We start from the raw sequence: 21,691 nt of genomic DNA, 5'->3' as shown, positions 1-21,691 counted from the left end.
TGACCTAAAAAGGTTGATAAAACTATAGGCAGAGAGAAAAAAAATTCTGACCTCTGCCTTTGATAACGTCATTTTTTCGATGGCAAATTAATTTTTTGGAGAAAGTGATTTTCTTCGTCGAGTTTCTAAACGCGGATTTTTCAGCGAAACCACTTCTGCTGTATTACTTTCTCGAGCGACTCGAATCAATAATGCTGCTAAAGCTAAACTAGCAATCATCGAACTTCCCCCATAACTAAATAATGGTAAAGGTAAACCTGTTGTGGGTAACGTCCCCGTCGCTACACCAATATTTAAAATCGACTGACCAACCATCACCACCATCACCCCAATTGCAACTAATTGATGTTCAATTCGATGAGCATTTAAAGCAACTCTCAATGAGATTGTACTATAAGCACCGAGCAACAAAAGTAATAAAATGCCGCCAATAAAACCAAATTCCTCAGCATAAACAGCAAAGATAAAATCACTATATTGAATGGGTAAGTAAAACAGCTTTTGTTGAGACAATCCTAATCCTGTTCCCCAAACGCCGCCCGAACCGACTGCTAACAAACTTTGAATAAGTTGATATCCATCATTCATCGGGTCAGCCCAAGGATTCATAAAAGACAAAACCCTAAGTTTTTGATACTCATTTAAACTAATACTAATTGTTGCTAACAGTATCCCACCTAAAGCAGTTCCGCCTAAATACAGTAAAGGTAATCCAGCTGCTAACGCAATTAACCACAGCGTCATTCCACACAAAGCAGTTGTACTGAGGTTGGGTTGAATCAAAATTGTTAACAAAATTAGTGAAAAAATACCTAACCAAATCAGTCGAGTTTTCCAAGTTAGGCGATACCATTGAGAAAAAAAGCAAGCACTTTGTAAAACTAAAAAGGGCTTGAGTAACTCAGACGGTTGTAGCAGCAGCGGGCCAAGAGAAATCCACCGAGTCGCTCCATTAATTGTTGTACCTAAGCCTGGAACCAGCGTTAGAATGAGTAACCCCAAAATAGAAAAAAGACCAATTCGTGCGCTTTTTAAGATTGTAGGAATAGGAGTTCTAACAATAATATTAAATCCCACCATGCCGACGAACATCCAAATAACCTGTCTTTTGAAGTAATATAGTCCATCTTCATGTTCAATATTGGCGATGGGATAGGATGCAGAGAAAACTACAACTAACCCCACACTCAGCCACAAAAAAGTTAACCAGCGCAGGAGGCGGGCTTCCATCGACCAATGTTCTACTGTAGGATCAAAAAAAGGAATGAGATATCGCCAGTTCATGTCAGTTCGTTGAGTTCTAAAAATAACTGAGTTCGAGAAGGAAGGATATAAAGTCTCTGCGACACGCTCCCGGAGGAGTTAACACAAAACATCAGCTCTGTCTATCTTCTTTACAAACGATTACAATACAGAAGAATAGACCCTATCTATTGGAAAGGCATCGTGATTTCTAATCTCACTCAAACCAGTTCTCGCCGAGCTCAAATTGCTGAAGTTGTGTTCCGCAACGGTTGGGATTATATGCGAGGTCTCCTGACTGGAGGCAAAACTGATAAACCTAACTTACCAACCCCTGAGGTACTTCGCAATATTTTAATCGAGTTAGGCCCAGTCTACGTCAAGCTAGGACAGCTACTCAGCACTCGCCCTGATATTTTACCCGCCGACTACATTGAAACGTTATCAACCCTACAAGCGCAAGTTCCGCTGGTACCGTGGTCAGAAATGGAAGGCTTACTGCGCCAAGAGTTGCAACAGCCTGTAGAGGATGTATTTGCTGAAATTAACACCCAAGCTGTCGCCGCAGGTTCAATTGCTCAGACCTATCGTGCGACTCTCTACAGTGGTCAAGAAGTGGCTCTAAAAGTTCAGCGTCCGGGTATTGATAGAGTTATTGAAAAAGATATTGGCATTCTCAAAGGATTGGGAGAATTAGTCGCGTTAACGGACTTTGGCGAAGATTACGATATTTCAGCTTTAGCCGATGAATTTGGTAATGCGCTGAGAGCCGAATTGGATTTTACCAAAGAAGCTCAACATACAGAAATATTACGAAAAAATTTGGCTGACAGTCGTTGGTTTGATCCTGAAAAAATCATGGTTCCCAAGGTCTATTGGGAGAGGACAACACCCAAGTTATTAGTCTTAGAATGGCTGGTCGGCAAACCGATTTTAACGGCACAAATAGAAGGTAAAAATTATAACGGAGATGCACAAGCCGAACGTCAAGCAATTAGCACTTTAGTGTGTCGAGTATTCTTTAAACAATTTTATATTGATGGCTTCTTTCATGCTGACCCTCATCCGGGTAATCTGTTTTATCTTGATGATGGTCGAGTCGCTTTACTTGACTGTGGAATGGTCGGTCGTCTTGACCCCCGCAGCCAACGAATTTTAACAGAATTGTTACTCGCCATTGTCGATCTCGATGCTCAACGCTGTACTCAGCTCACACTGAAAATTGCTGAGGCTGCTCGTCCCCCAAGTTTAGCAAAGGTGGAAAATGAATATGCTAAAATGCTGCGAAAATATTATAATTTGAGTCTGTCTGAAATTAAGTTTTCGGAAGTCTTTTATGAAATTTTAGCCCTGGCTCGTGATAATAAAATCAAGCTTCCCAGTAATTTAGGATTATATTCTAAAACTCTTGCTAATTTAGAAGGGGTCGCTCGAACTTTTGATCCACAGTTGAATTTGATGGAAGAAATTAAACCGTTAATGACAGATTTATTTCAACGTCAATTGTTTGGAGATAATCCTTTAGAAACTGTATTAAGAACTGCCTTAGATATGAAAAGTTTATCTTTGCAGTCTCCCCGTCAAGTTGAACAGTTATTAGATCGAGTCACCTCTGAAACCCTGAAATGGAATTTAACTCTGACTGAGTTAGACCCTCTACGTCGCAGTTTAGATGATTCGGCTAATCGACTTTCGTTTAGTATTGTCGTTGCTGCTCTCATTATTGGAGCTGCCATTGTCACCACAGGCGCACAAACTCCTCAAGTGACGATCTTGACAAACGCTTTGTTTGGGGTGGCGAGTTTCTTTGGGTTATGGCTGATCGTCAGTATCTTACGTTCAGGCCGTTTGAAATAGCGATCGCTACAACGTTAGTTAAGAGATACAAGGTAATGGAGCTAAGCGGGCTCGAACCGCTGACTTCCTCAATGCCATTGAGGCACTCTACCAACTGAGCTATAGCCCCTTGCACCGTTTTTTACTATAGCTCAGTTGAGATCAATTTGTCAAGAATCTCGCCCAACTTACTCAGCTTTAGATAATACAAGACTTGTTTAACCCCCATTTAGACAACCTAGAATGAATATCCTCTCCTAAAAAGAGGAGTAAGAATAGGAGTGATTAGAAATTTGAAAAAGGTGTTCCACGCAAGATCCCATTAAAAAGTAAACCAGTATCATCGCGGCTGCCGAAATAGCAACCAAGATACCTGCCAAGACAAAAGAGAATTCGCGATAACGAGCAGCTTGTTGCATCAGATGCACAGACCAAGCTACCAAAGCAACGTCAATTATTAGAATAGGAATCAGCATAAGTTACGTTTCGTAACATTTCCTCTATTCTAACAGGAGTTTTGTAACTATTTGGAGAGAAATATTAATCTTATTAACCTGTATCATCAGCAATACCCCCTAAAATCACAATTAATCGCAATTTAGCGGAATTTAACAATTGCGGAATTTAACAATTGCGGAATTTAACAATTGCGGACAAGAACTTGCTCTTGGGTCAAATAAGACTTAATTTCTGTTACACTCAATTGGCCGTAATGCAGTAACGAAGCCAATAATGCCGCTTCTGCTCGTCCTGTTGTCAATGCTTCGTAGATGTGATGACAATTTCCAGCGCCCCCTGAAGCAATCACCGGAATTTCGACATTTTCCCCAATGGTTCGAGTCAATTCTAAATCATATCCCGCTTGTGTGCCATCCGCATCCATACTCGTTACCAGAAGTTCTCCAGCGCCTCTTTGCGCCACTTCTACAGCCCAGGCGATCGCATCTATTCCGGTGTTTTCACGCCCTCCCCGCACGTACACATCCCACCCAGGGTTCTGTGGATCAGTACGACGACGTGCATCAATTGCGACGACAATACATTGCGCCCCAAAGCGATCGCTAGCCCGACTGACAAACTCCCGATCACGAACAGCAGCCGAATTGATACTGATTTTATCAGCCCCCGCCCTTAACAAATTTTTAATCATTTCTAAGTTTTGGATACCACCCCCAACGGTGAGGGGGATAAATACCTGTTCGGCGGTGCGATAAACCACATCGAGGATAATATTTCGCTGTTCGTGAGTGGCGGTAATATCAAGGAATACCAACTCATCGGCGCCCGCTTCGTTATAGATAGACGCGAGTTCAACCGGATCGCCCGCATCTTTGAGGTCAACAAAATTAACCCCTTTTACCACTCGACCTGCGTTGACATCCAAACACGGTAAAATTCGTTTAGCCAGCATTACTATTCTTGTCCTATTAACTCGAAATTATTTCAATCAGATTTTTTCTGCAATCCTCTACTTTTTAATCTGGAAAAATAAAAGTTATACTCTCGACCCAAACTCAATCATCGTCTGACGGTAAGCTTCGGGTAATCCAGTGTCTAAACATTGACCTTTAACAATATACCCTGTTATTGGCTGTTGTTGTCGGAAAATTTCTAAACAAGAGGTTAGCTGAAATTCTCCCTTATCTCTTTTATTGGCTTGAATTTGCGCGGCTAAAATCTCAAAAATCTGCGCTTCCAACACATACAAACCAAAAATCGTGAGAAATTGATTATCATCCAACCCCTCAACCCGAAGATGAGTTAAAGCATAATCTAAACTCGGTTTTTCATAAATTTGAGTTAGAGATAAGATTTTTTCTGACTGCTGAAATGTTCCCGCCACACAACCATAATGATGAATAATATTTCCGGGTGTAACTCTCAACCCAATCACACTCTGTTGAACTTGTTTGTAAATCTCTAATAATTGACCCGCACAATTAATCTCTAATTCAGACCTATAAATATGATCGCCTAACAGCAATAAAAAAGGTTGATTATTCACCCAGTCCGCCGCACAAAACACCGCATGACCATAACCTTCTGGTTCGGTTTGAGTCAGAATCGTAATTCGTTCTCCGATGGTTTGTAAATAATTACTATATTCTCGTCGTTCTTCTGAAAGTTTGTTCCACAATTCCGGTTTGGGGGGATGTTTAAAAAAGGATTCAAACAGTTCGCGATCAGTTGGTTGTACAACAATCCCTACTTCTTCAATTCCCGCTTGAATTGCTTCTTCGACTATTACTAAAATTATCGGTTTAGCCAGTCCATCTTTATCAATAATCGGAAAAAACTCTTTCTTCAATCCTTTGGTTGCGGGAAACATCCGAGTCCCAAAACCTGCGGCTGGAATTATCGCTTTTTTGACTGGTTTATTATTGGGTTCTGAATTAAACATAATTTTATTTACAATGCCCCATCTATCCAGAGTTCTGCAAGCCGGATACTGCTATCATGTTACCATTCGGCGCAACAATCGAGAGTTTCTTCCCCCTTCTTCTTCCACCCTTGGGAAGGAGAAAATAAGGTTTAAAAGACATTTTAAATGAGAGGTTGCAGACTTCGAGGTTGAAGCCGTAGCCGAATGTTAAGACTTTAGACTATATTTTAAGGTGGGTGATCACCCAGAATTTACTGTGGGAATTGTAAAACCTTTTATGTCACCCATCCTGCGCCGATTTTTTGCCGTTACTGGGGTTAACTCAGATAAGTGTATCGCCCCAAACTACTCTCATAATTTTGTAGCAACCGTTGAGATTCTTCAATGGTAATTTGATTTTGTTGTAAAGCAAGTTCGGCTTGACGGCGAATATTTTCAACTAAATCTTCAGCATCATACTGAACATAACCTAAAACTTCCGTCATTGTATCCCCTTTAACAACGTGTTCAACCTGATAACCTTGGGGTGTTAGTTTAATATGAACGACATGAGGATCACCAAACAAATTGTGTAAATTTCCCATTATTTCTTGATAAGCACCCCCCAAAAATAGGGCTAAATAATAAGGTTCGATTGCATTTTTATGAGAATATTTTTCTTCGATTTCTTGTAAAGGATGCAACTCTAAAATAGGTTTTACATCTCGCAAATCAATAAACTGACTAATTTTACCATCACTATCACAGGTTAAATCGGCTAATGTTCCTCGTTGAGTTGGTTCTTCATCTAAACGATGAATAGGCATAATGGGAAATAATTGATCAATTGCCCAACTATCGGGTGCTGATTTAAACACAGATAAGTTTACATAATAAATGGAAGCCATCATTTTTTCTAGGTCTTCCAAATCTTCAGGAACATACTCTGCAACCCGAACAATACTCTGGATTTTATGACAACAAGACCAAAAAAGTTGTTCAGCTTTGGCACGATCGCTTAAACTCAGATATCCAAAGTTAAATAAACTAATTGCTTCTTCTTTAAATTGAATGGCATCGTGATAGGCTTCTTGATAGTTATCCGGGTTAATCGCTTGATAGGTTTCTGTCAGATTTCTTAAGATTAAATGATCCTCTTTTGTGATAGAAGGGGGAGCATTTTTTGCAACTTCACTGGTTCCCAAAACATCAAAAACTAAAACCGATTGATGAGATGCAATTGCCCGTCCGCTTTCACTAATTAATGTCGGAACTGATATCTTTCGTTCTTCACAAGCTTCTTTGACTTCTGCTACAATATCATTGGCGTAGTTTTGCATATTGTAGTTTTTAGAGGCCTGAAAATTGGTTTTAGACCCATCATAATCAATTCCTAAACCCCCTCCGACATCTAGATATTTCATATTTGCCCCGAGATGGGAGAGTTCCACATAAATTTGACTGGCTTCTCGAATAGCATCTTTAATCACACTAATCGAAGAAATTTGAGAACCAATATGAAAATGCAATAGTTGTAAACACTCTAATAATCCTGCTGATTTTAACGTTTCAACGACTTGAATCATTTCAGGAATAGTTAAGCCAAATTTAGCGCGCTCGCCTGTTGTTCCGCACCACCGACCCATGCCTTTTGTACTCAGTTTTGCTCGAATTCCTAATATCGGTTGAATGCCTAAATGACGACTCGCTTCAATAGCAATATTAACTTCTTCGAGTTGTTCCATAACAATAATTGGCGTATGCCCTAACCGTTGCGCCAACATTGCCGTCTCGATATAATCCCGGTCTTTATAGCCATTGCAAATCAGCAGAGAACCGGGCGTTTGTAGCATGGCTAAGGCAATTAATAATTCCGGTTTAGACCCGGCTTCCAAGCCAAATTTAAAAGGTTGACCAAACCGAACTAAATCTTCAATTAAATGTCGTTCTTGATTACATTTTACGGGATAAACCCCTCGATAATTTCCCGGATATTTGTAACGCGCGATCGCTTTCGCAAAACAAGCATTTAAACGTTCAATCCTGTCTTCAAGAATATCTGGAAAACGAATTAATAAAGGCAAGCCCAAATTGCGGCGTTTAAGGGATTCTACCAGTTCAAACAAATCGAGAGAACCGCCCCGATCTCCTTTGGGAGAAACGGTAATATGACCTGCGGAATTAATCGCAAAATAAGGCTCACCCCACCCCAAAATGCGATACAATTTTTCACTATCTTCTATTGTCCAAGATTTTTGAGTCGATGATTCAACAGAATTCGGGCTAAGGTTAGTCGATTTTAAGTTTTTAGAGGAAGATAATTTTCCAGGTTGAACTTCAGAGTTAATAGGCAACTCCATATTATTTGCGATCCTCGCGTTTATGCCTCGATTAGACAGTTTAACGTGGATAGTGGACATTGAGGTACACAAGAGAGGCAATCTTTGAATTGTCCGAGTGAAAACCCATTTCCCCAAATGATTTCCAATAAACGATCAATCTCGGGTTAATCTGGATGATGTAGGTTTCGAGCAAATTTGAGGAGACTGGTTTGGAACGCACATTTATCGCAATCAAGCCCGATGGTGTTCAACGCCGCTTAGTGGGTGAAGTTATTAGCCGCTTTGAAGAGAAAGGATTTACCCTCGTCGGTTTGAAGCTGATGAGTGTTAGTCGAGAACTGGCGGAAAGTCACTACGAGGTTCACAAAGGGAAGCCCTTTTTTGATGGTCTGATGAAGTTTATCACCTCTGGCCCCGTTGTAGCGATGGTTTGGGAAGGTGATGGTGTTGTGGCAGCCGCTCGTAAAATGATTGGTGCAACCAACCCACTAACCGCAGAACCGGGTACAATTCGGGGTGACTATGCTGTGAGTGTGGGGCGCAACCTCATTCATGGTTCTGATGCGATTGAAACAGCCAACCGTGAGATCAGCTTGTGGTTCAAAGAAGAAGATCTGATTGCTTGGGAACCGAGCATTATGTCTTGGCTCGTTGAGTAATTGAAAAAAAATTAGGGGATGTGGGGAATTGAAAAGGTTATTATGCGTGACTTAGCCTCTGCTCAATTCCTTCTTCCCCGAAAAATTATGTTATCTGTCTGATGTAAATCTAGTCAAACTTTTGAGAAACTCGGCGCTCTGAAAATCCCCAGGCAAATAAACCGACTGTGAACACAACTAGCGCCCATTCTGGGGGAATATATTCGGGATTAATCACCCGCACCAGTAGCCGAATTCCGACTAAGCCAACTGTGAGATAACCTGCTGTTTCTAAATTGGTGTATTCAGTTAACCAGCGAATAAATAATCCGGCAAGAAATCTCAGGGTAATAATACCCAGTGTTGCACCAATGATAATCAGCCAAGTTTCATCAGCAACAGCGATCGCTGCGGTGACACTATCGAGAGAAAAGGCTAAGTCTGTCATCGCGATCAAGGGGATGACTTGCCATAGCGACGAGAAGCTTTTGCCACTTGATGAGTTTTCTTCTTCTTCCTTTGAGGTAAAGTAATTAAACACCAGCCACAATAGGTACAAGGCTCCAATTAGCTCAAATTGCCAAAACTGAATAATCCAAGTTGCTGCAATAATCAGAGCAATTCGCAGCACAAAAGCTAATATTAAACCGATGTTGAGGGCTTTGCGTTGCATTCTCTTATCTTCTAAGGTTTTTGCAATTGAAGCCAGGGCAATGGCATTGTCAGCCGATAACACCGCTTCTAGAGCAACCAGAATGAACAACAGAAAAAAAACGTTAATACCCACTTCGGGCGAAGAAACTTCTAACACTTGATCCCACATTTATGATGTTATTAATTCTATGATACTATGTATTTTTTTTTACCGCAGGTAGATTGAGACCACTTATTGAGTTGTCACTTTTTCCAGATCGCGAGTGTAACAATCTTCAACTCTCGGCTCAGGATTTTTGCATCTACCCAAGATAAATGAGAATAGACTTCAACAATCTTAACGCAAGTTGTTGACAATTTTCGGAGGTGGGTTGGGTTCACGGGGAAAACAGTCCCAATTCACTGAAGCACACGACTTATACCCATCAGTTTAGCGAAGACGGGCCAGAGACTTTGTTTAATCTTATTACAAACCCTTCCCAAAACGGTCAATATAGCTGAAATTTGTGAACAATCGACAATTTAGATGAAGGAGTTTTTTAACGATGTCTTTATCAGATACTCAAGTCCTGGTTGCTTTGGTGATTGCTTTATTTCCCGGAATCATGGCTTTCCGCTTGGCAACAGAACTGTACAAGTAAGTCTTGTCAATTGATCTCCCGACAATCTCAAGCCTAGTCAACTCAGTCGTTTATAGCCTGAACGTTGTGATCCGACTTGAGTAGATCCTCAGCTTTCCAATCGAGGGATTGAGCTGTTCTCACTGTTAAACTGAACTAGACCTGTATAGAAACTTTATAAAGAGTTGTTCAGGGTCTAACTCACAAAGTTTAACGGTTAGGACAGTTTTTGTTTAAGTTCATCAACTGAATCTTCTCAGTTCTTTGACTGGTATGCTTAACTGGTATTGAGGTTCCCAGAGATTAACCTGGGGAAACTTGTAAAAATTTATACTGCTATAGAGAAAGAATATGCAAGCGATTCAGCCCGTTACAACCGTTCATCAGCCTCAAATCAAACAGCGACACCATCCCCGTCGTCCTGCGGCTGTACAACAACGACGTTCTCAACGTCACCGTGCGATCGCACTGGAGGCGAGCATTAAGTTAGCAACCAATGTCATGCTCTCCGTTTGTGTGCTTTCTGCCTTCGTGCAAATTATGCCCCATTATCGCTCAACCTCAGACAAACTGAGTCAGATACAGTCAGAAGTCAAGCTTACTCGGGAGCGAGTCGCATCTGAGCAAGCCGACTTCAATCGTCATTTCGATCCCCAACAAACCGCGAGTATCATGCAAGAGTATAGCAATCGAGTTGCTCCCGGACAGCGACAAGTCATTTGGTTAGAAGACTATACGACTGAACAACCGGAGTCGGAGGAGGGTTCAGAATATCTAGGTTTGGGCTGGAACTAGAGAACAGAGATATTTCATTCGATTCTCTCCCTAAAAATTTCGGGGGTTCCGGGGGTTCCGGGGGTTCCGGGGAGAAGATTTTTTGGAGATGAAAAATAGCTTTTTATTAATAAAAATCCTCCCTACCTCCCTACCTCCCGCGCACGGGTTCGCCACTCCCCTCAACGCGGGGAACCCGCGCACGGGGGTGGACTCACTACCTCCCCACTTCCCCACCTCCCCACTTCCCCACCTCCCCACAAATCAAATTTTAGTCCGACGAGCGCTCGCGGCCCACCTCCCCAACTCCTGACTCAAATCCAACTAAGCTGCATCTGCCAAGGCAAACTCAGACATGAGCAATTCAACAGCAGCTTGATACTGAGGATCAGCGTCAGTGGCGATTTGATTTCGGGTTAAAGCTTTCGTCGGAACGATTTTATCCGGTTTAATCCCGAGTTTATGAATATCGTGATGATTGGGAGTTTCGTACTTGGCAACCGTGACCGCCAATCCTGAACCATCCGACAAATCGAATAACGACTGAATTAAGCCTTTACCAAACGTTTTTTCTCCCACCAGTTGAGCGCGAAGATTATCCTGTAATGCTCCAGCTAAAATTTCACTCGCGCTAGCTGTTCCTTGATTGACTAATACCGCAAGTGGGGCTTGAGTCAAGGGAGGACTCACTACATCAAAACTTCCTAAGACTCCCTGACGATTAACGGTATAGACAACCGTTCCGTCGTTTAACCACAGTCGAGCAATTTCAACACCCGCTTGTAAGAGTCCACCCGGATTGTTTCGCAGATCAAGAATATAAGCTTTTGCCCCTTGCTTGTCAAGAGTTTGAATTGCATTGGCGACTTCTTCAGTTGCATTGGCACTAAACTGACTGAGGCGAATATAACCAATGGGGGCTACAGATGACTCGGATCGCAGTTGAGCAAACACTGGATTTAAAGCAATGCGATCGCGAACCAGTTCAATCTCCTCAATTTCTGTTGTATCAAATCGTTGAACCGTGAGCGTTACCGTCGAACCGATTGGCCCTCGCATATGAGTCGCAGCTTCATCGAGAGTCAGTTCATCGGTGGAGAATTGATCAATTTTGAGAATGCGATCGCGAGGTTGAATTCCTACTTCAGCCGCAGGAGAACCATCAATGGGCGCCACAACCGTTAGCTGTCCAGTTTCAGCATCGAGGGCAATTTGCAATCCCACACCCGTCAGTTCTCCGGAGGTACTCACCTGCAAACTCCGATACTGATTGGGTTTGAGCAAACGAGTAAAGGGATCATCCAAGCTGGCGAGCATTTTCTCGATCGCGCTATAGGTTTCTTCACGGTTTTTTAAGTTTTGGCGAATCGCTTTTTCACGGATGAACCACCAGTTTTGATGGTTAAAAGTTTCATCCAAATAGGCTCGGTTGACAATACGCCAGGTTTCACTGACGAGCTTTTGTTCCTCTGTGATTGCCATTGCCGGGGCAGTCCATCCACCGATGATCAGGGTCAGTTGTAGAATAATCACCAGTACAATCTGAAAAACTCTTTTGTGCATCTTCCCTAACTTTAAGGTTTTCCTAACGTTTTGAGCAAGTTGTTTTTGATTCCGGGGACAAACGGCTCAATCGATTGCAGGCTGAATGACGTACCGATTGGCATATCGTCATCAACCCCCAGATGAAGACCGCTTGATTCCCCAAGGTTTTGTGAAATTATAGTTAAAGTTATGTTACATTTTTGAATGATGGGCAACAGAGTTAGAGCAATTGACTTGCCAGCTTAAGAGAGTTGTACCATTGTCTCACTCCCTCTTGTAAACTAAAGATGACTCCTCTAATTCTGAGATTTAGTAGTCTCCATGCTAACTTAGAAGATCTAAACGAATCGAGAGTCAACTGTTTGATAGCACAGCTAGATCGAAACAAGCTTTGAGCTTTAACTCATCTACATTCGTGCCGAAAAAAATCCTTAGCCTCTCTGGGAGTAGGCTTTATAAGGATATGAACACCCCAACCCAGACCGCAATTCATTTTTAGGAATTCTAGTTTCATGTTTTCAAAGGAAATAGAAGAATCAAAAGCATTTCAGTGGTTCAACGAACGCCTTGAAGTCCAAGCGATCGCAGATGATATTACCACCAAGTACGTTCCTCCCCATGTCAATATTTTCTATTGTTTGGGCGGAATCACGCTGGTTTGCTTCTTGATTCAGTTTGCGACTGGATTTGCGATGACGTTTTACTACAGACCCACCGTTACTGAAGCTTTTGCGTCTGTACAGTACATTATGACGGAAGTCAACTTTGGTTGGCTGATTCGCTCCATCCACCGCTGGTCTGCCAGTATGATGGTATTGATGATGATTCTGCACACTTTCCGAGTTTACCTCACAGGTGGCTTCAAAAAGCCTCGTGAACTGACTTGGGTAACGGGTGTGGTTTTAGCGGTAATCACTGTTTCCTTTGGGGTAACTGGATACTCTCTGCCTTGGGATCAGGTGGGATATTGGGCGGTGAAAATCGTGTCTGGTGTTCCCGAAGCTATTCCCGTGGTTGGTTCAACTTTGGTTGAGCTAATGCGTGGGGGTGCAGCAGTCGGACAAGCAACTTTAAGCCGCTTCTACACCTTACATACTTTCGTATTGCCCTGGCTGATTGCTGTATTCATGCTGATACACTTTTTGATGATTCGTAAGCAAGGTATCTCTGGTCCCTTGTAAGGCGAATTTAAGTAGCTTTGACTACGTTAATCAGCATCTTGGAAAACCATAATTAGAACCATTAACGACTGTAAGACTTGAAAAAGGAGACTCAGTATAGCGATGTCAACATTAAAGAAACCGGATCTTAGTGATCCCGTATTACGCGCCAAACTAGCCCAGGGTATGGGCCATAACTACTACGGTGAACCTGCATGGCCGAATGACCTGCTGTATACTTTCCCCGTGGTAATTTTAGGGACTTTTGCCCTCGTTGTCGGTTTAGCGGTACTAGACCCTGCAATGATCGGCGAACCGGCTGATCCGTTTGCAACTCCGTTGGAAATTCTACCCGAGTGGTATTTGTGGCCTTCGTTCCAAATGCTACGGGTGGTTCCCAACAAATTGTTAGGCATTACCCTAATGTCTGCAATTCCTCTGGGTTTGATTCTTGTTCCTTTCATTGAAAACGTCAACAAGTTCCAAAACCCCTTCCGTCGTCCTGTAGCGACTGCTATTTTCTTGTTTGGAACATTTGCAACCCTTTGGTTGGGTATCGGAGCAACTTTGCCGATTGATACGTCTCTGACCTTGGGCTTGTTCTAAGGTTTGTTCTAAACTTTCAAACTATCCGCATTTTCTGACGGATAAGATACCTGTGGGTTTCTATTTAGGCTGTACTAGAGTCTATCACTGAAACTTTCACAGGTATCATTATTTTTGTTTTCTTTTTGATGTCAGTCTACTCAAGATTTGCTGTAATAGAGTAAAAAAGAGTAGTATTCGTTAGATTAATTCAAAAACTTGGATAAGAAAACAGATCTCAATCCCCAGTTCTTGTGGTGCTTCTTGGAGATTTTATCCTGTGAGGGAGGCATTCAGTCTTATGTTAAAGATATTTTAAAGGCTTATTTAGATCTAATCGAGCCAGGGAAAAAATTTCACTCCCCAACAGACTTCCAAAGTGAAATATTACTATTGCGAGATGCTCCCGGCTGTCCTAACCCCTACGAGAACAGCGCCATTAAGTTTGATTATCTCCAAACCAAACCGCCCGCTTTAGGACGCATTCGACTTGCTTTAACCCTACTGAGAGGTTTACTCACAAACCGTCCTCAACGGGTGTTTTGCGGTCACATCAATTTAGCACGTTTAGTCCAAGTCACCTGTCAACCGTTTGGAGTCCCCTACACCGTACTCACCTATGGAAAAGAAGTCTGGCAACCCCTTCCCCCGAAATATCGTAACGCCCTGCAACAAGCCGACCAAATTTGGACAATTAGCCGCTATAGTCGAGATCAAGCCTGCCAAGCCAATCAGTTAAACCCAGAAAAATTTCGGCTGTTACCCTGTATGGTGGATGGAAATCGCTTTACTCCTGGCCCAAAACCCCAACCTCTAATCAAGCGATATGCTTTACACAATGCTAAAGTTTTAATGACTGTGGCACGTTTATGGTCTGGTGATATCTATAAAGGCGTTGATGTCACCATTAGAGCCTTACCCCAAATTTCCCAAACCATCCCGAATGTTAAATATTTAGTCATCGGACGGGGAGATGATCAACCCCGGTTAGCCAATTTAGCCCAAGAATTAGGGGTTGCTGATCAAGTTGTGTTTGCTGGATTTGTTCCCACAGAAGATTTAGTAGATCATTATCGCGTTGCCGATGCCTATATCATGCCATCCCAGGAAGGATTTGGTATCGTGTATTTAGAAGCTATGGCTTGTGGTATTCCAGTTTTGTCTGGTAATGCTGATGGTTCAGCTGATCCCGTTCAAGATGGAAAGTTAGGATGGCAAGTACCTCATCGAGATCCTGATGCAGTCGCTAAAGCTTGTATCGAAATTTTGCAAGGTAACGACCAACGTTGTCAAGGTCAATGGTTACGACAACAGAGTTTAACTCAGTTTGGTCAAGATGCTTTTCGGGTGCAACTGCAAAAATTGCTGAATTTGTCGGTAGTATCATAGAACAAAGGGATGTTTTATCTATCGATGAACGCTTAAGGAGATCGCTGTGAACCAGGAACGGCCTAAAATCCTCAAATTTAATTTTTCCAAGGTAAGCAACTGGCTGATTATCCTGGCAGTGCTGTGGTTGCTCACCTCGATTGGTTTGGGGTGGCTGATTAATTCGATTATTATCTTGATCGGGATTTTACTACTGCTTCCTATTGTTTTGTTCGTTGGGGCGCAGTGGTGGTTGAGCCGCAATATCATACAAGATGAATGCCCAGTTTGTGGCTTTGAATTTACTGCACTCAATCAAACTCAGTGCCAATGTCCTAATTGTGGTGAACCACTTCAAGTCGAACAGGGTCATTTTAGTCGCTTAACCCCGCCAGGAACCATTGATATTAAAGCGGTGGATATTTCAGCTCAGACATTGGACGATTGATTTCAGGGGGTCAGATCTCGCTTCGTTGTACGGAGTTCGGGAATGCTGACAAACAGAAAAATAAAACTTCAGTTCGGCTCAAATAGGAGTTAGGATTTAACGTGTCTCAAATCAAGCCAACAGTTCTGGTAACGGGCGGAGCCGGATATATCGGTTCTCATGCGGTTTTAGCTCTGCAACGTTCGGGTTATGAGGTTGTGATCTTAGATAACCTCGTTTATGGTCATCGCGATATCGTTGAACAAGTCCTCAAAGTAGAATTGATTGTTGGAGATACTAACGATCGCCAACTGCTGGATAATTTGTTTTCGATGCGTCAAATTGATGCGGTGATGCACTTCGCCGCCTATGCTTATGTGGGTGAGTCTGTATCGGCTCCTGATAAGTATTATCGCAATAATGTCGTCGGTACACTGACGCTGTTAGAAGCGATGAAAGACGCATCTATTAATAAGTTTGTTTTTTCTTCAACTTGTGCAACTTACGGCGTTCCTCAACAAGTTCCCATTCCCGAAGATCATCCCCAAAATCCGATTAATCCTTATGGGATGACGAAGTTAATGGTTGAAAAAATATTATCAGATTTTGATCATGCTTATGATTTTAAATCGGTTTGGTTCCGCTATTTTAACGCGGCTGGAGCCGACCCAGAGGGGGCTTTGGGAGAAGATCATCAACCTGAAACTCATTTGATTCCTCTGACTTTATTCGCGGCTTTGGGTAAACGAGAGTCTCTATCGATTTTTGGGACTGATTATCCGACTCCTGATGGAACTTGTGTCCGAGATTATATTCATGTGAATGACTTGGCGACGGCTCATGTTTTAGGCCTAGAATATTTAATGAAAGGCGGAAAAACTGATGTCTTTAATCTCGGAAATGGTAATGGATTTTCGGTTAAAGAGGTGATTGAAACGGCTCGTCAGGTGACAGGACGGGATATTATTGCGGTTGAATGCGATCGCCGCCCTGGAGATCCTCCGGCTTTAGTCGGAAGTGGAGAAAAAGCCCGTCAGATTTTAGGATGGAATCCTCAATATTCTGACTTGAATACGATTATTTCTCATGCTTGGCAATGGCATCAAAAGCGGCACGGTTAATTTAAGATCATTCAATTAACTGTTTCATTAAACATTGGGCAATCCGGTTAGCGGCTCCGGGTTGTCCCATTCGTTTTTGACCATTTTCTGCAATTAATTTTAACCGATTTTGATCGGCTAAAAGCGATCGCACAATATTCGGAATATCGCTCGGATGTTTGACTAAAATTAATGATGGCCCGAGCAGACGACTTTGGGCTTCTGCAAATCTTGGGGTGAATTGGGGGCCTTGACCTTCTAGGGCGATCGCAGGTTTTCCTAAACCCACAAACTGTTCGGTTGCGGTTCCTGCCATCGCAATGGCTAAGTCTGCTTGATGCAAACAATCACTAAAGCGTTGCGTTAAAATCATTGTCGCATTTTTCCGGGTATATTCGACCTCTAAATCGGTCTGTACATCTGTCTGATTCCACCCCAAACCGCTCAAACCCTCACCAAACGGACTCAAGTCCAAAGAAGGAGCGATCGCCGCTAAAAAGACCAAATTTGCGGGCTGTTGTCGGTCTTTTCCCTCAGAAAAAGCTTCGACTAACTGAGTCACGGCTTCTGTGATCCGTTGCCAATTTTCATAGGCTTCTGGTGGGCGAGAACCGGGTAAAAGGGCGATGTTCAGCGTTTTATTGCTTTTAGAAATAGGCGGGGTATGAGGTTGCAAATCATCCATCATTGGGTTTCCCAAGTCATAAGCCGGAATTGACCATTTTAAGAGGGTTTCAGTGGTCAAACGATCTCGGGGAAAAACCGCTTGGCAATTAGGATGACTCATTAACCAACGTTCCCAAGGCAAATAAACCGAACCAGACCAACCTTCCCAACGCTGCATCCAAGACTGACGCGATAAAGGCCCTTGTTCATCTCGCAGATAATATTCTGATTTGGCGGTACCGACAAAAGCATAATCGGCACCACTCAGCCTGGCAAATAGGAGTGGGACAATATCCCCAACTGCGAGTATAAATGCACCTTGTTTTGCCCAATTGCGAATAATTTTAAATTGAATGTGGGTTAGCTGCAACAAACCCCCCTGTACATCTCGCAACAATTGTCTGCCATCCATATAAATAAAACCCCCAGAAGGCATTTGCTGAACCGGTCCGGCAATTGTCACATTTTCCAGTTGATGATAAGCAATTCCATCTCCAACTAAGGGTAAAGCAGCGAACTGGGGAGGGTTGGGAAAACGCTGTAATTGTTGTAAAATGCGAACAGCAATCGCATCCTCCCCATGACCGTTACTCAAACACAATAATTTCACGCCTTTTGAGACACATTAACGTTCTTTTCGTCAGATTAGCAGCACAGCAGCAACAAGTGAAGTGAATCACCTCAGATTTTATGTTTCGTTTCGATCACGACTGACTGGGTTGCATCATTTTTGACGAGTAAATTAATGATAGGCGGAGAAAATTAATCGTGTGACTAACTGCTTTGCTTTGTTTTGACATCCTCACGATTACCATCTTCATCTGTTGCTTCATAGACAATAATCTCACCGTTTGAGGTCAGTTGATTGAGAGAGAAGCGGTCATTATTGCTACTCCAACTGATAGCCTGACTCAGTGTCAAGCTTGCCGATAAAATTAACGAGCTGAATAGAAGTGTGTTTTTCATGGATGAACCCTGATTTCTACAAATGCGAAGGATATTTAACCCTGTTTTAGGATTAAAAGTGGGTGATTGCAATAACCCGCTTGTATTAAAAAAAATTGTTTGGTACTCTCATTGCGGGTTAATCTTGCTTTCAACTAAACTCTTAGCAAGAACCAAAAATTTTTTCGGTTCTGCACTTTATTTTCTATCAGGTTTTCCGGTTTTGGGAAGTGGGGAGTGACCCATCAAGACATAAATACATCAGGGGGATATCCACCTCAAAGACATTACAAATGTTGACTGTATTAATCTATCTGTAGTGAGCAGTTATCACTCGTTATCACACTAAATTTAGAATTTAATCAAGCTTCTAAATCGATACAAACTCCCAAAAAACAAAAAATTTCTTAAAAGACAATTCATTGATCCGGTCAGATCTCAAATTAAAGATGTGGACAATTTTTAGGGAGAGATAAAATTAAAATCATCCATTTTTTTGTGAATTACTCTACTCAACTCTCTTAGACCCATCCAGTTTTCAGACTGTCCAGGTGAGTGACACGCAACGATTAAAATTTCGATACAGTAAAATAGATAGACTAATTTTTGATATGTCTTGATATTCCAACAATGTTCACAAAATTCACCGGAGGCGAATTGTGACTCTAGCCAACATCGGAATGCTGGTTCTAAATTGACAACTCCAAAATATTCACCCATGCCATCCAAGCTAATTTTTCGTCAATTTGCCAATGGTATACCTAAATTACCTCTGCGTTTTGTACTGGTTGTTCCCTTCTTAATCCAAATTTTTGCCGCAGTCGGGTTAACAGGGTGGCTTTCATTTAGAAATGGATCAAGTGCTGTTAACGATTTGGCAACTCAGTTACAAGTTGAACTCAATCATCGGATTCAACAAGAACTGAATACTTATCTAGAAATGCCCCATTTAATTAATAAAATTAATGTTGATGCGATTCGTCAAGATTTAATTAACTTAGACCAGGTTGACCGTCTCGAAGGTTATCTTTGGAACCAAATGCAGCAATTTCCGACGGCAAGTTATATTGGGATTGGCACTAGCAAGGGTGAATATGTCGGTGCAAATCGTTATGATGATGGCTCAATAGAATTTGATATTTTAACAGAAAACACCGATCAAAAACTGCAAAAATGGCTAGCAGATAGTCAAGGAAATCGGACAGAATTAGTCAGTGAACAAGACAACTATGATCCGAGAAATCGACCCTGGTATGAGGCTGCTACTTATTCTAAACAACAGGTTTGGAGTGAAATTTATGCTTACTTTGGTTCTAAAGCTTTAGTGGTTTCTGCCAATCAACCCATTTATGATCAACAGGGAAATCTTTTAGGCGTTGCTAGCACTGACTTAACTTTAGAACGAATTAGTGAATTTTTGAGTCGTTTAAAAATTGGTAAAACAGGACAAACTTTTGTGATGGAACGCAACGGGGTTTTAGTGGCGACTTCTACCTTAGAAGATACTTTTACTGTGATTTCAAAAAACTCCGAACCTCAACGACTCAAAGCAGTTGATAGTCGAAATTTATTAACTCATGCGACGGCTGAATACTTGATCGAACATTTTGGCAGTTTAGAGAATATTCAGACTCAAACTCAACTTACTTTTCAACTTAATGGACGGCGAGAATTTTTACAAGTGACTCCGCTTTCTGATTCTAGAGGAATTGATTGGTTGATTGTGATGGTTGTTCCAGAATCAGATTTTATGCAACAAATTAATGCAAATACTCGCCTTACTATTTTACTTTGTATTGCTGCTTTAATTTTAGCGACTGGATTTGGAATTCTAACGACTCGTTGGATCGCGAAACCGATTTTAAGACTAAGTGAAGCCAGTCAAGCCATTGCCAGGGGTGCAAAATCAGCAAAAGCCAGTAGTGAACTTCATCAAAAAGTAACCATTGAATCCATCGAAGAATTAGGGATTTTAGCAAGTTCTTTTAATACGATGACCCAACAATTACAGGAGTCTTTTATTACCTTAGAACAACGAGTAGAAGAACGGACTGCTGAACTCCGTCAAGAAAAAGAACGATCTGAACAGCTTTTACTGAATATTTTACCAAAAGCTATTGCTGATCAGCTAAAAAAAGACCAAAAAGCGATTGCTTCTGCTATCGAAGAAGTGACAATTTTATTTGCAGATATTGTCGGGTTTACGCCTTTATCTGCACGAATTCCCCCCATAGAATTGGTGAGTTTACTGAATGAAGTTTTTTCTATTTTTGATCAATTGGCGGACAAATATAAGTTAGAGAAAATCAAAACTATTGGTGATGCTTATATGGTTGTCGGAGGATTACCTTTACCCCAAGCTAATCATGCCGAAGCCATTGCAGATATGGCTTTAGAAATGCAAGCCGAAATGAATCGCTTTCAAACCACTTCAACTTTAGGAATAGATGGACTCGAAAACTTTCAAATTCGGATCGGAATTAACACAGGTTCGGTTGTCGCAGGTGTGATTGGAATTAAGAAGTTTATTTATGATCTTTGGGGAGATGCAGTTAATATTGCATCCCGGATGGAGTCTTCTGGATCACCTGGATGTATTCAAGTCACCGAAGCCACTTATGAACGGTTAAAGGATGAATATTACTTGGAAAAACGAGGTCTAGTTGAGATCAAAGGGAAAGGTAAAATGAATACCTATTGGTTACTGAAAAAACAGGATAATTTTTAATTGATTGTTGGTTTAAAGATTCTCAACATTTGATTTCCACCTTTTTGAAACTCATAAGCAACAGGTTCAATTTCAACCGTCCATCCTTGCTGCTGTAAATGACTAATTACAGGAGTCAAAAAAGGCGAGAGATTTCCACTTATCTCTAACAACGGAAAAATTCTAACTTCTCGTGCGACTCTACACAATTCTAACACAGATTTGAGATGAAAATCTTCTGATAAATGTTGAGAATAGCTAAACAGTAAATGACTATTCAAGGCGAGATCAAACTGTTGAGAATTAAAGGGTAATTTGGGTAACTCAGCCGTCACATAGCGTTCTTCTGCTTTTCCCATAGGAAAATCTTCTAAAAATCGTTGCATTGCCTCCATTCTTAACTGTCCTAACTGTTGGGGAGACTTGATATCATTCCAAACATAATCATTTTGATTTTGACGCAGTTGTTCGACAACTGTTGAGTAAGTTTCTTGAATTCGCTGGTTAATTTCAGGGGCTGAAAATTGATAAACCGGATCACAAGAAATAACTCGATATCCTCGCCGTTTCATTTCTACGTTAAAGCTTGCAGGGCCACCCGCACAGTCTAAAATTGAACGTTCTAAATCCTCGGGAATCAAAGCAAACATTTCTAGATAATCTTCAAAACTACGTCCCCAAGGAATAATATTATTGAGTTGAAATCCCATCTTTTTCTAT

20 protein-coding genes and 1 tRNA gene are annotated in these 21,691 nt (G+C 41.6%); 10 read left to right on the top strand and 11 right to left on the bottom strand.

Annotated features, from left to right (window positions below):
- Positions 1–87 precede the first annotated feature (87 nt).
- Entirely contained in the window at positions 88–1,284 is a 1,197-nt protein-coding gene (locus M595_RS14740) for an FtsW/RodA/SpoVE family cell cycle protein (protein ID WP_040484142.1), read from the bottom strand.
- A gap of 165 nt (positions 1,285–1,449) precedes the next feature.
- On the opposite strand from M595_RS14740, the gene M595_RS14735 reads away from it, so the two are divergent.
- Positions 1,450–3,099, top strand: coding sequence for an ABC1 kinase family protein (locus M595_RS14735; RefSeq protein ID WP_338041650.1), 1,650 nt, complete (start codon positions 1,450–1,452; stop codon positions 3,097–3,099).
- A gap of 36 nt (positions 3,100–3,135) precedes the next feature.
- Here the strand turns inward: M595_RS14735 and M595_RS14730 are convergent.
- From M595_RS14730 to speA, 5 genes are all read right to left on the bottom strand, one after another.
- Positions 3,136–3,208: transfer RNA gene (locus M595_RS14730), tRNA-Ala, on the bottom strand.
- A 127-nt stretch (positions 3,209–3,335) separates the two neighbouring features.
- Positions 3,336–3,554 carry a hypothetical protein gene (locus M595_RS32345; RefSeq protein ID WP_009783177.1) on the bottom strand — a complete coding sequence of 73 codons (219 nt, stop codon included), beginning with the start codon at positions 3,552–3,554 and terminating at the stop codon, positions 3,336–3,338.
- Positions 3,555–3,718: 164 nt separating this feature from the next.
- Positions 3,719–4,489, bottom strand: coding sequence for an imidazole glycerol phosphate synthase subunit HisF (gene hisF, locus M595_RS14720; RefSeq protein WP_023067118.1), 771 nt, complete (start codon positions 4,487–4,489; stop codon positions 3,719–3,721).
- A gap of 84 nt (positions 4,490–4,573) precedes the next feature.
- A complete protein-coding gene (locus M595_RS14715) occupies positions 4,574–5,479 on the bottom strand; it encodes a sugar phosphate nucleotidyltransferase (protein WP_023067099.1) in 906 nt (301 codons plus the stop codon).
- A 299-nt stretch (positions 5,480–5,778) separates the two neighbouring features.
- Complete coding sequence (speA, locus tag M595_RS14710; RefSeq protein WP_023067105.1) at positions 5,779–7,800, bottom strand: biosynthetic arginine decarboxylase; 2,022 nt, start codon at positions 7,798–7,800, stop codon at positions 5,779–5,781.
- Between the two features lie 191 nt (positions 7,801–7,991).
- Between speA and ndk the strand changes: the two genes are divergently transcribed.
- Positions 7,992–8,441, top strand: a complete 450-nt coding sequence (ndk, locus tag M595_RS14705; RefSeq protein ID WP_023067065.1) for a nucleoside-diphosphate kinase — start codon at positions 7,992–7,994, stop codon at positions 8,439–8,441.
- A gap of 109 nt (positions 8,442–8,550) precedes the next feature.
- Here the strand turns inward: ndk and M595_RS14700 are convergent, their stop codons facing one another.
- Complete coding sequence (locus M595_RS14700; RefSeq protein WP_023067106.1) at positions 8,551–9,243, bottom strand: MeeY/MeeF family manganese export membrane protein; 693 nt, start codon at positions 9,241–9,243, stop codon at positions 8,551–8,553.
- A gap of 376 nt (positions 9,244–9,619) precedes the next feature.
- On the opposite strand from M595_RS14700, the gene psaM reads away from it, so the two are divergent.
- Together psaM and M595_RS14690 are read left to right on the top strand one after the other, a co-directional pair.
- Positions 9,620–9,715: a photosystem I reaction center subunit XII gene (psaM, locus tag M595_RS14695; protein WP_009783171.1), complete on the top strand. Its 96-nt coding sequence runs from the start codon at positions 9,620–9,622 to the stop codon at positions 9,713–9,715.
- A gap of 330 nt (positions 9,716–10,045) precedes the next feature.
- On the top strand, positions 10,046–10,489 hold the full coding sequence (locus M595_RS14690) for a slr1601 family putative cell division protein (RefSeq protein ID WP_023067059.1): 444 nt from the start codon (positions 10,046–10,048) through the stop codon (positions 10,487–10,489).
- Between the two features lie 303 nt (positions 10,490–10,792).
- Here the strand turns inward: M595_RS14690 and ctpA are convergent, their stop codons facing one another.
- Positions 10,793–12,031, bottom strand: a complete 1,239-nt coding sequence (gene ctpA, locus M595_RS14685) for a carboxyl-terminal processing protease CtpA (RefSeq protein WP_040484141.1) — start codon at positions 12,029–12,031, stop codon at positions 10,793–10,795.
- A 494-nt stretch (positions 12,032–12,525) separates the two neighbouring features.
- On the opposite strand from ctpA, the gene petB reads away from it, so the two are divergent.
- The 5 genes from petB to galE all read left to right on the top strand — a co-directional run bounded on the left by petB (position 12,526) and on the right by galE (position 16,674).
- Positions 12,526–13,194: a cytochrome b6 gene (gene petB / locus M595_RS14680; protein WP_023067115.1), complete on the top strand. Its 669-nt coding sequence runs from the start codon at positions 12,526–12,528 to the stop codon at positions 13,192–13,194.
- A 102-nt stretch (positions 13,195–13,296) separates the two neighbouring features.
- A complete protein-coding gene (gene petD, locus M595_RS14675; protein ID WP_009783167.1) occupies positions 13,297–13,779 on the top strand; it encodes a cytochrome b6-f complex subunit IV in 483 nt (160 codons plus the stop codon).
- Between the two features lie 198 nt (positions 13,780–13,977).
- The gene (locus M595_RS14670) at positions 13,978–15,147 is read left to right on the top strand and encodes a glycosyltransferase family 4 protein (RefSeq protein ID WP_040484140.1); all 1,170 of its coding nucleotides are present in this window, start codon (positions 13,978–13,980) and stop codon (positions 15,145–15,147) included.
- Between the two features lie 46 nt (positions 15,148–15,193).
- Positions 15,194–15,574 carry a hypothetical protein gene (locus M595_RS14665; RefSeq protein WP_023067067.1) on the top strand — a complete coding sequence of 127 codons (381 nt, stop codon included), beginning with the start codon at positions 15,194–15,196 and terminating at the stop codon, positions 15,572–15,574.
- A gap of 101 nt (positions 15,575–15,675) precedes the next feature.
- Positions 15,676–16,674, top strand: a complete 999-nt coding sequence (gene galE / locus M595_RS14660; protein WP_023067069.1) for a UDP-glucose 4-epimerase GalE — start codon at positions 15,676–15,678, stop codon at positions 16,672–16,674.
- A 7-nt stretch (positions 16,675–16,681) separates the two neighbouring features.
- On the opposite strand, the gene M595_RS14655 is transcribed toward galE, so the two are convergent.
- Both M595_RS14655 and M595_RS14650 read right to left on the bottom strand, forming a co-directional pair.
- Complete coding sequence (locus M595_RS14655; protein WP_040484139.1) at positions 16,682–17,929, bottom strand: lipid-A-disaccharide synthase-related protein; 1,248 nt, start codon at positions 17,927–17,929, stop codon at positions 16,682–16,684.
- Positions 17,930–18,093: 164 nt separating this feature from the next.
- Positions 18,094–18,285 (bottom strand): hypothetical protein, encoded by a 192-nt coding sequence (locus M595_RS14650; RefSeq protein ID WP_040484138.1) that lies wholly within the window; start codon positions 18,283–18,285, stop codon positions 18,094–18,096.
- Positions 18,286–18,982: 697 nt separating this feature from the next.
- Between M595_RS14650 and M595_RS14640 the strand changes: the two genes are divergently transcribed.
- Positions 18,983–20,992: an adenylate/guanylate cyclase domain-containing protein gene (locus tag M595_RS14640; RefSeq protein ID WP_023067121.1), complete on the top strand. Its 2,010-nt coding sequence runs from the start codon at positions 18,983–18,985 to the stop codon at positions 20,990–20,992.
- Here the strand turns inward: M595_RS14640 and M595_RS14635 are convergent.
- Positions 20,989–21,681: a malonyl-ACP O-methyltransferase BioC gene (locus M595_RS14635; protein ID WP_023067096.1), complete on the bottom strand. Its 693-nt coding sequence runs from the start codon at positions 21,679–21,681 to the stop codon at positions 20,989–20,991. The genes M595_RS14640 and M595_RS14635 overlap by 4 nt on opposite strands.
- Positions 21,682–21,691: the final 10 nt, after the last annotated feature.

Origin of the sequence: Lyngbya aestuarii BL J (genome assembly GCF_000478195.2) — a bacterium.
In the GTDB taxonomy this organism is placed as follows: domain Bacteria; phylum Cyanobacteriota; class Cyanobacteriia; order Cyanobacteriales; family Microcoleaceae; genus Capilliphycus; species Capilliphycus aestuarii.
Note: the sequence above shows the minus strand (reverse complement) of the source record. Positions and strands in the feature narration are given on the sequence as shown.

Coding starts and splice junctions, on each gene's coding strand:
- M595_RS14740 (WP_040484142.1), bottom strand. CDS start 1,284: ATGAACTGGCGATATCTCATTCCTTTTTTTGATCCTACAGTAGAACAT.
- M595_RS32345 (WP_009783177.1), bottom strand. CDS start 3,554: ATGCTGATTCCTATTCTAATAATTGACGTTGCTTTGGTAGCTTGGTCT.
- hisF (WP_023067118.1), bottom strand. CDS start 4,489: ATGCTGGCTAAACGAATTTTACCGTGTTTGGATGTCAACGCAGGTCGA.
- M595_RS14715 (WP_023067099.1), bottom strand. CDS start 5,479: ATGTTTAATTCAGAACCCAATAATAAACCAGTCAAAAAAGCGATAATT.
- speA (WP_023067105.1), bottom strand. CDS start 7,800: ATGGAGTTGCCTATTAACTCTGAAGTTCAACCTGGAAAATTATCTTCC.
- M595_RS14700 (WP_023067106.1), bottom strand. CDS start 9,243: ATGTGGGATCAAGTGTTAGAAGTTTCTTCGCCCGAAGTGGGTATTAAC.
- psaM (WP_009783171.1), top strand. CDS start 9,620: ATGTCTTTATCAGATACTCAAGTCCTGGTTGCTTTGGTGATTGCTTTA.
- M595_RS14690 (WP_023067059.1), top strand. CDS start 10,046: ATGCAAGCGATTCAGCCCGTTACAACCGTTCATCAGCCTCAAATCAAA.
- ctpA (WP_040484141.1), bottom strand. CDS start 12,031: ATGCACAAAAGAGTTTTTCAGATTGTACTGGTGATTATTCTACAACTG.
- petB (WP_023067115.1), top strand. CDS start 12,526: ATGTTTTCAAAGGAAATAGAAGAATCAAAAGCATTTCAGTGGTTCAAC.
- petD (WP_009783167.1), top strand. CDS start 13,297: ATGTCAACATTAAAGAAACCGGATCTTAGTGATCCCGTATTACGCGCC.
- M595_RS14650 (WP_040484138.1), bottom strand. CDS start 18,285: ATGAAAAACACACTTCTATTCAGCTCGTTAATTTTATCGGCAAGCTTG.
- M595_RS14640 (WP_023067121.1), top strand. CDS start 18,983: ATGCCATCCAAGCTAATTTTTCGTCAATTTGCCAATGGTATACCTAAA.
- M595_RS14635 (WP_023067096.1), bottom strand. CDS start 21,681: ATGGGATTTCAACTCAATAATATTATTCCTTGGGGACGTAGTTTTGAA.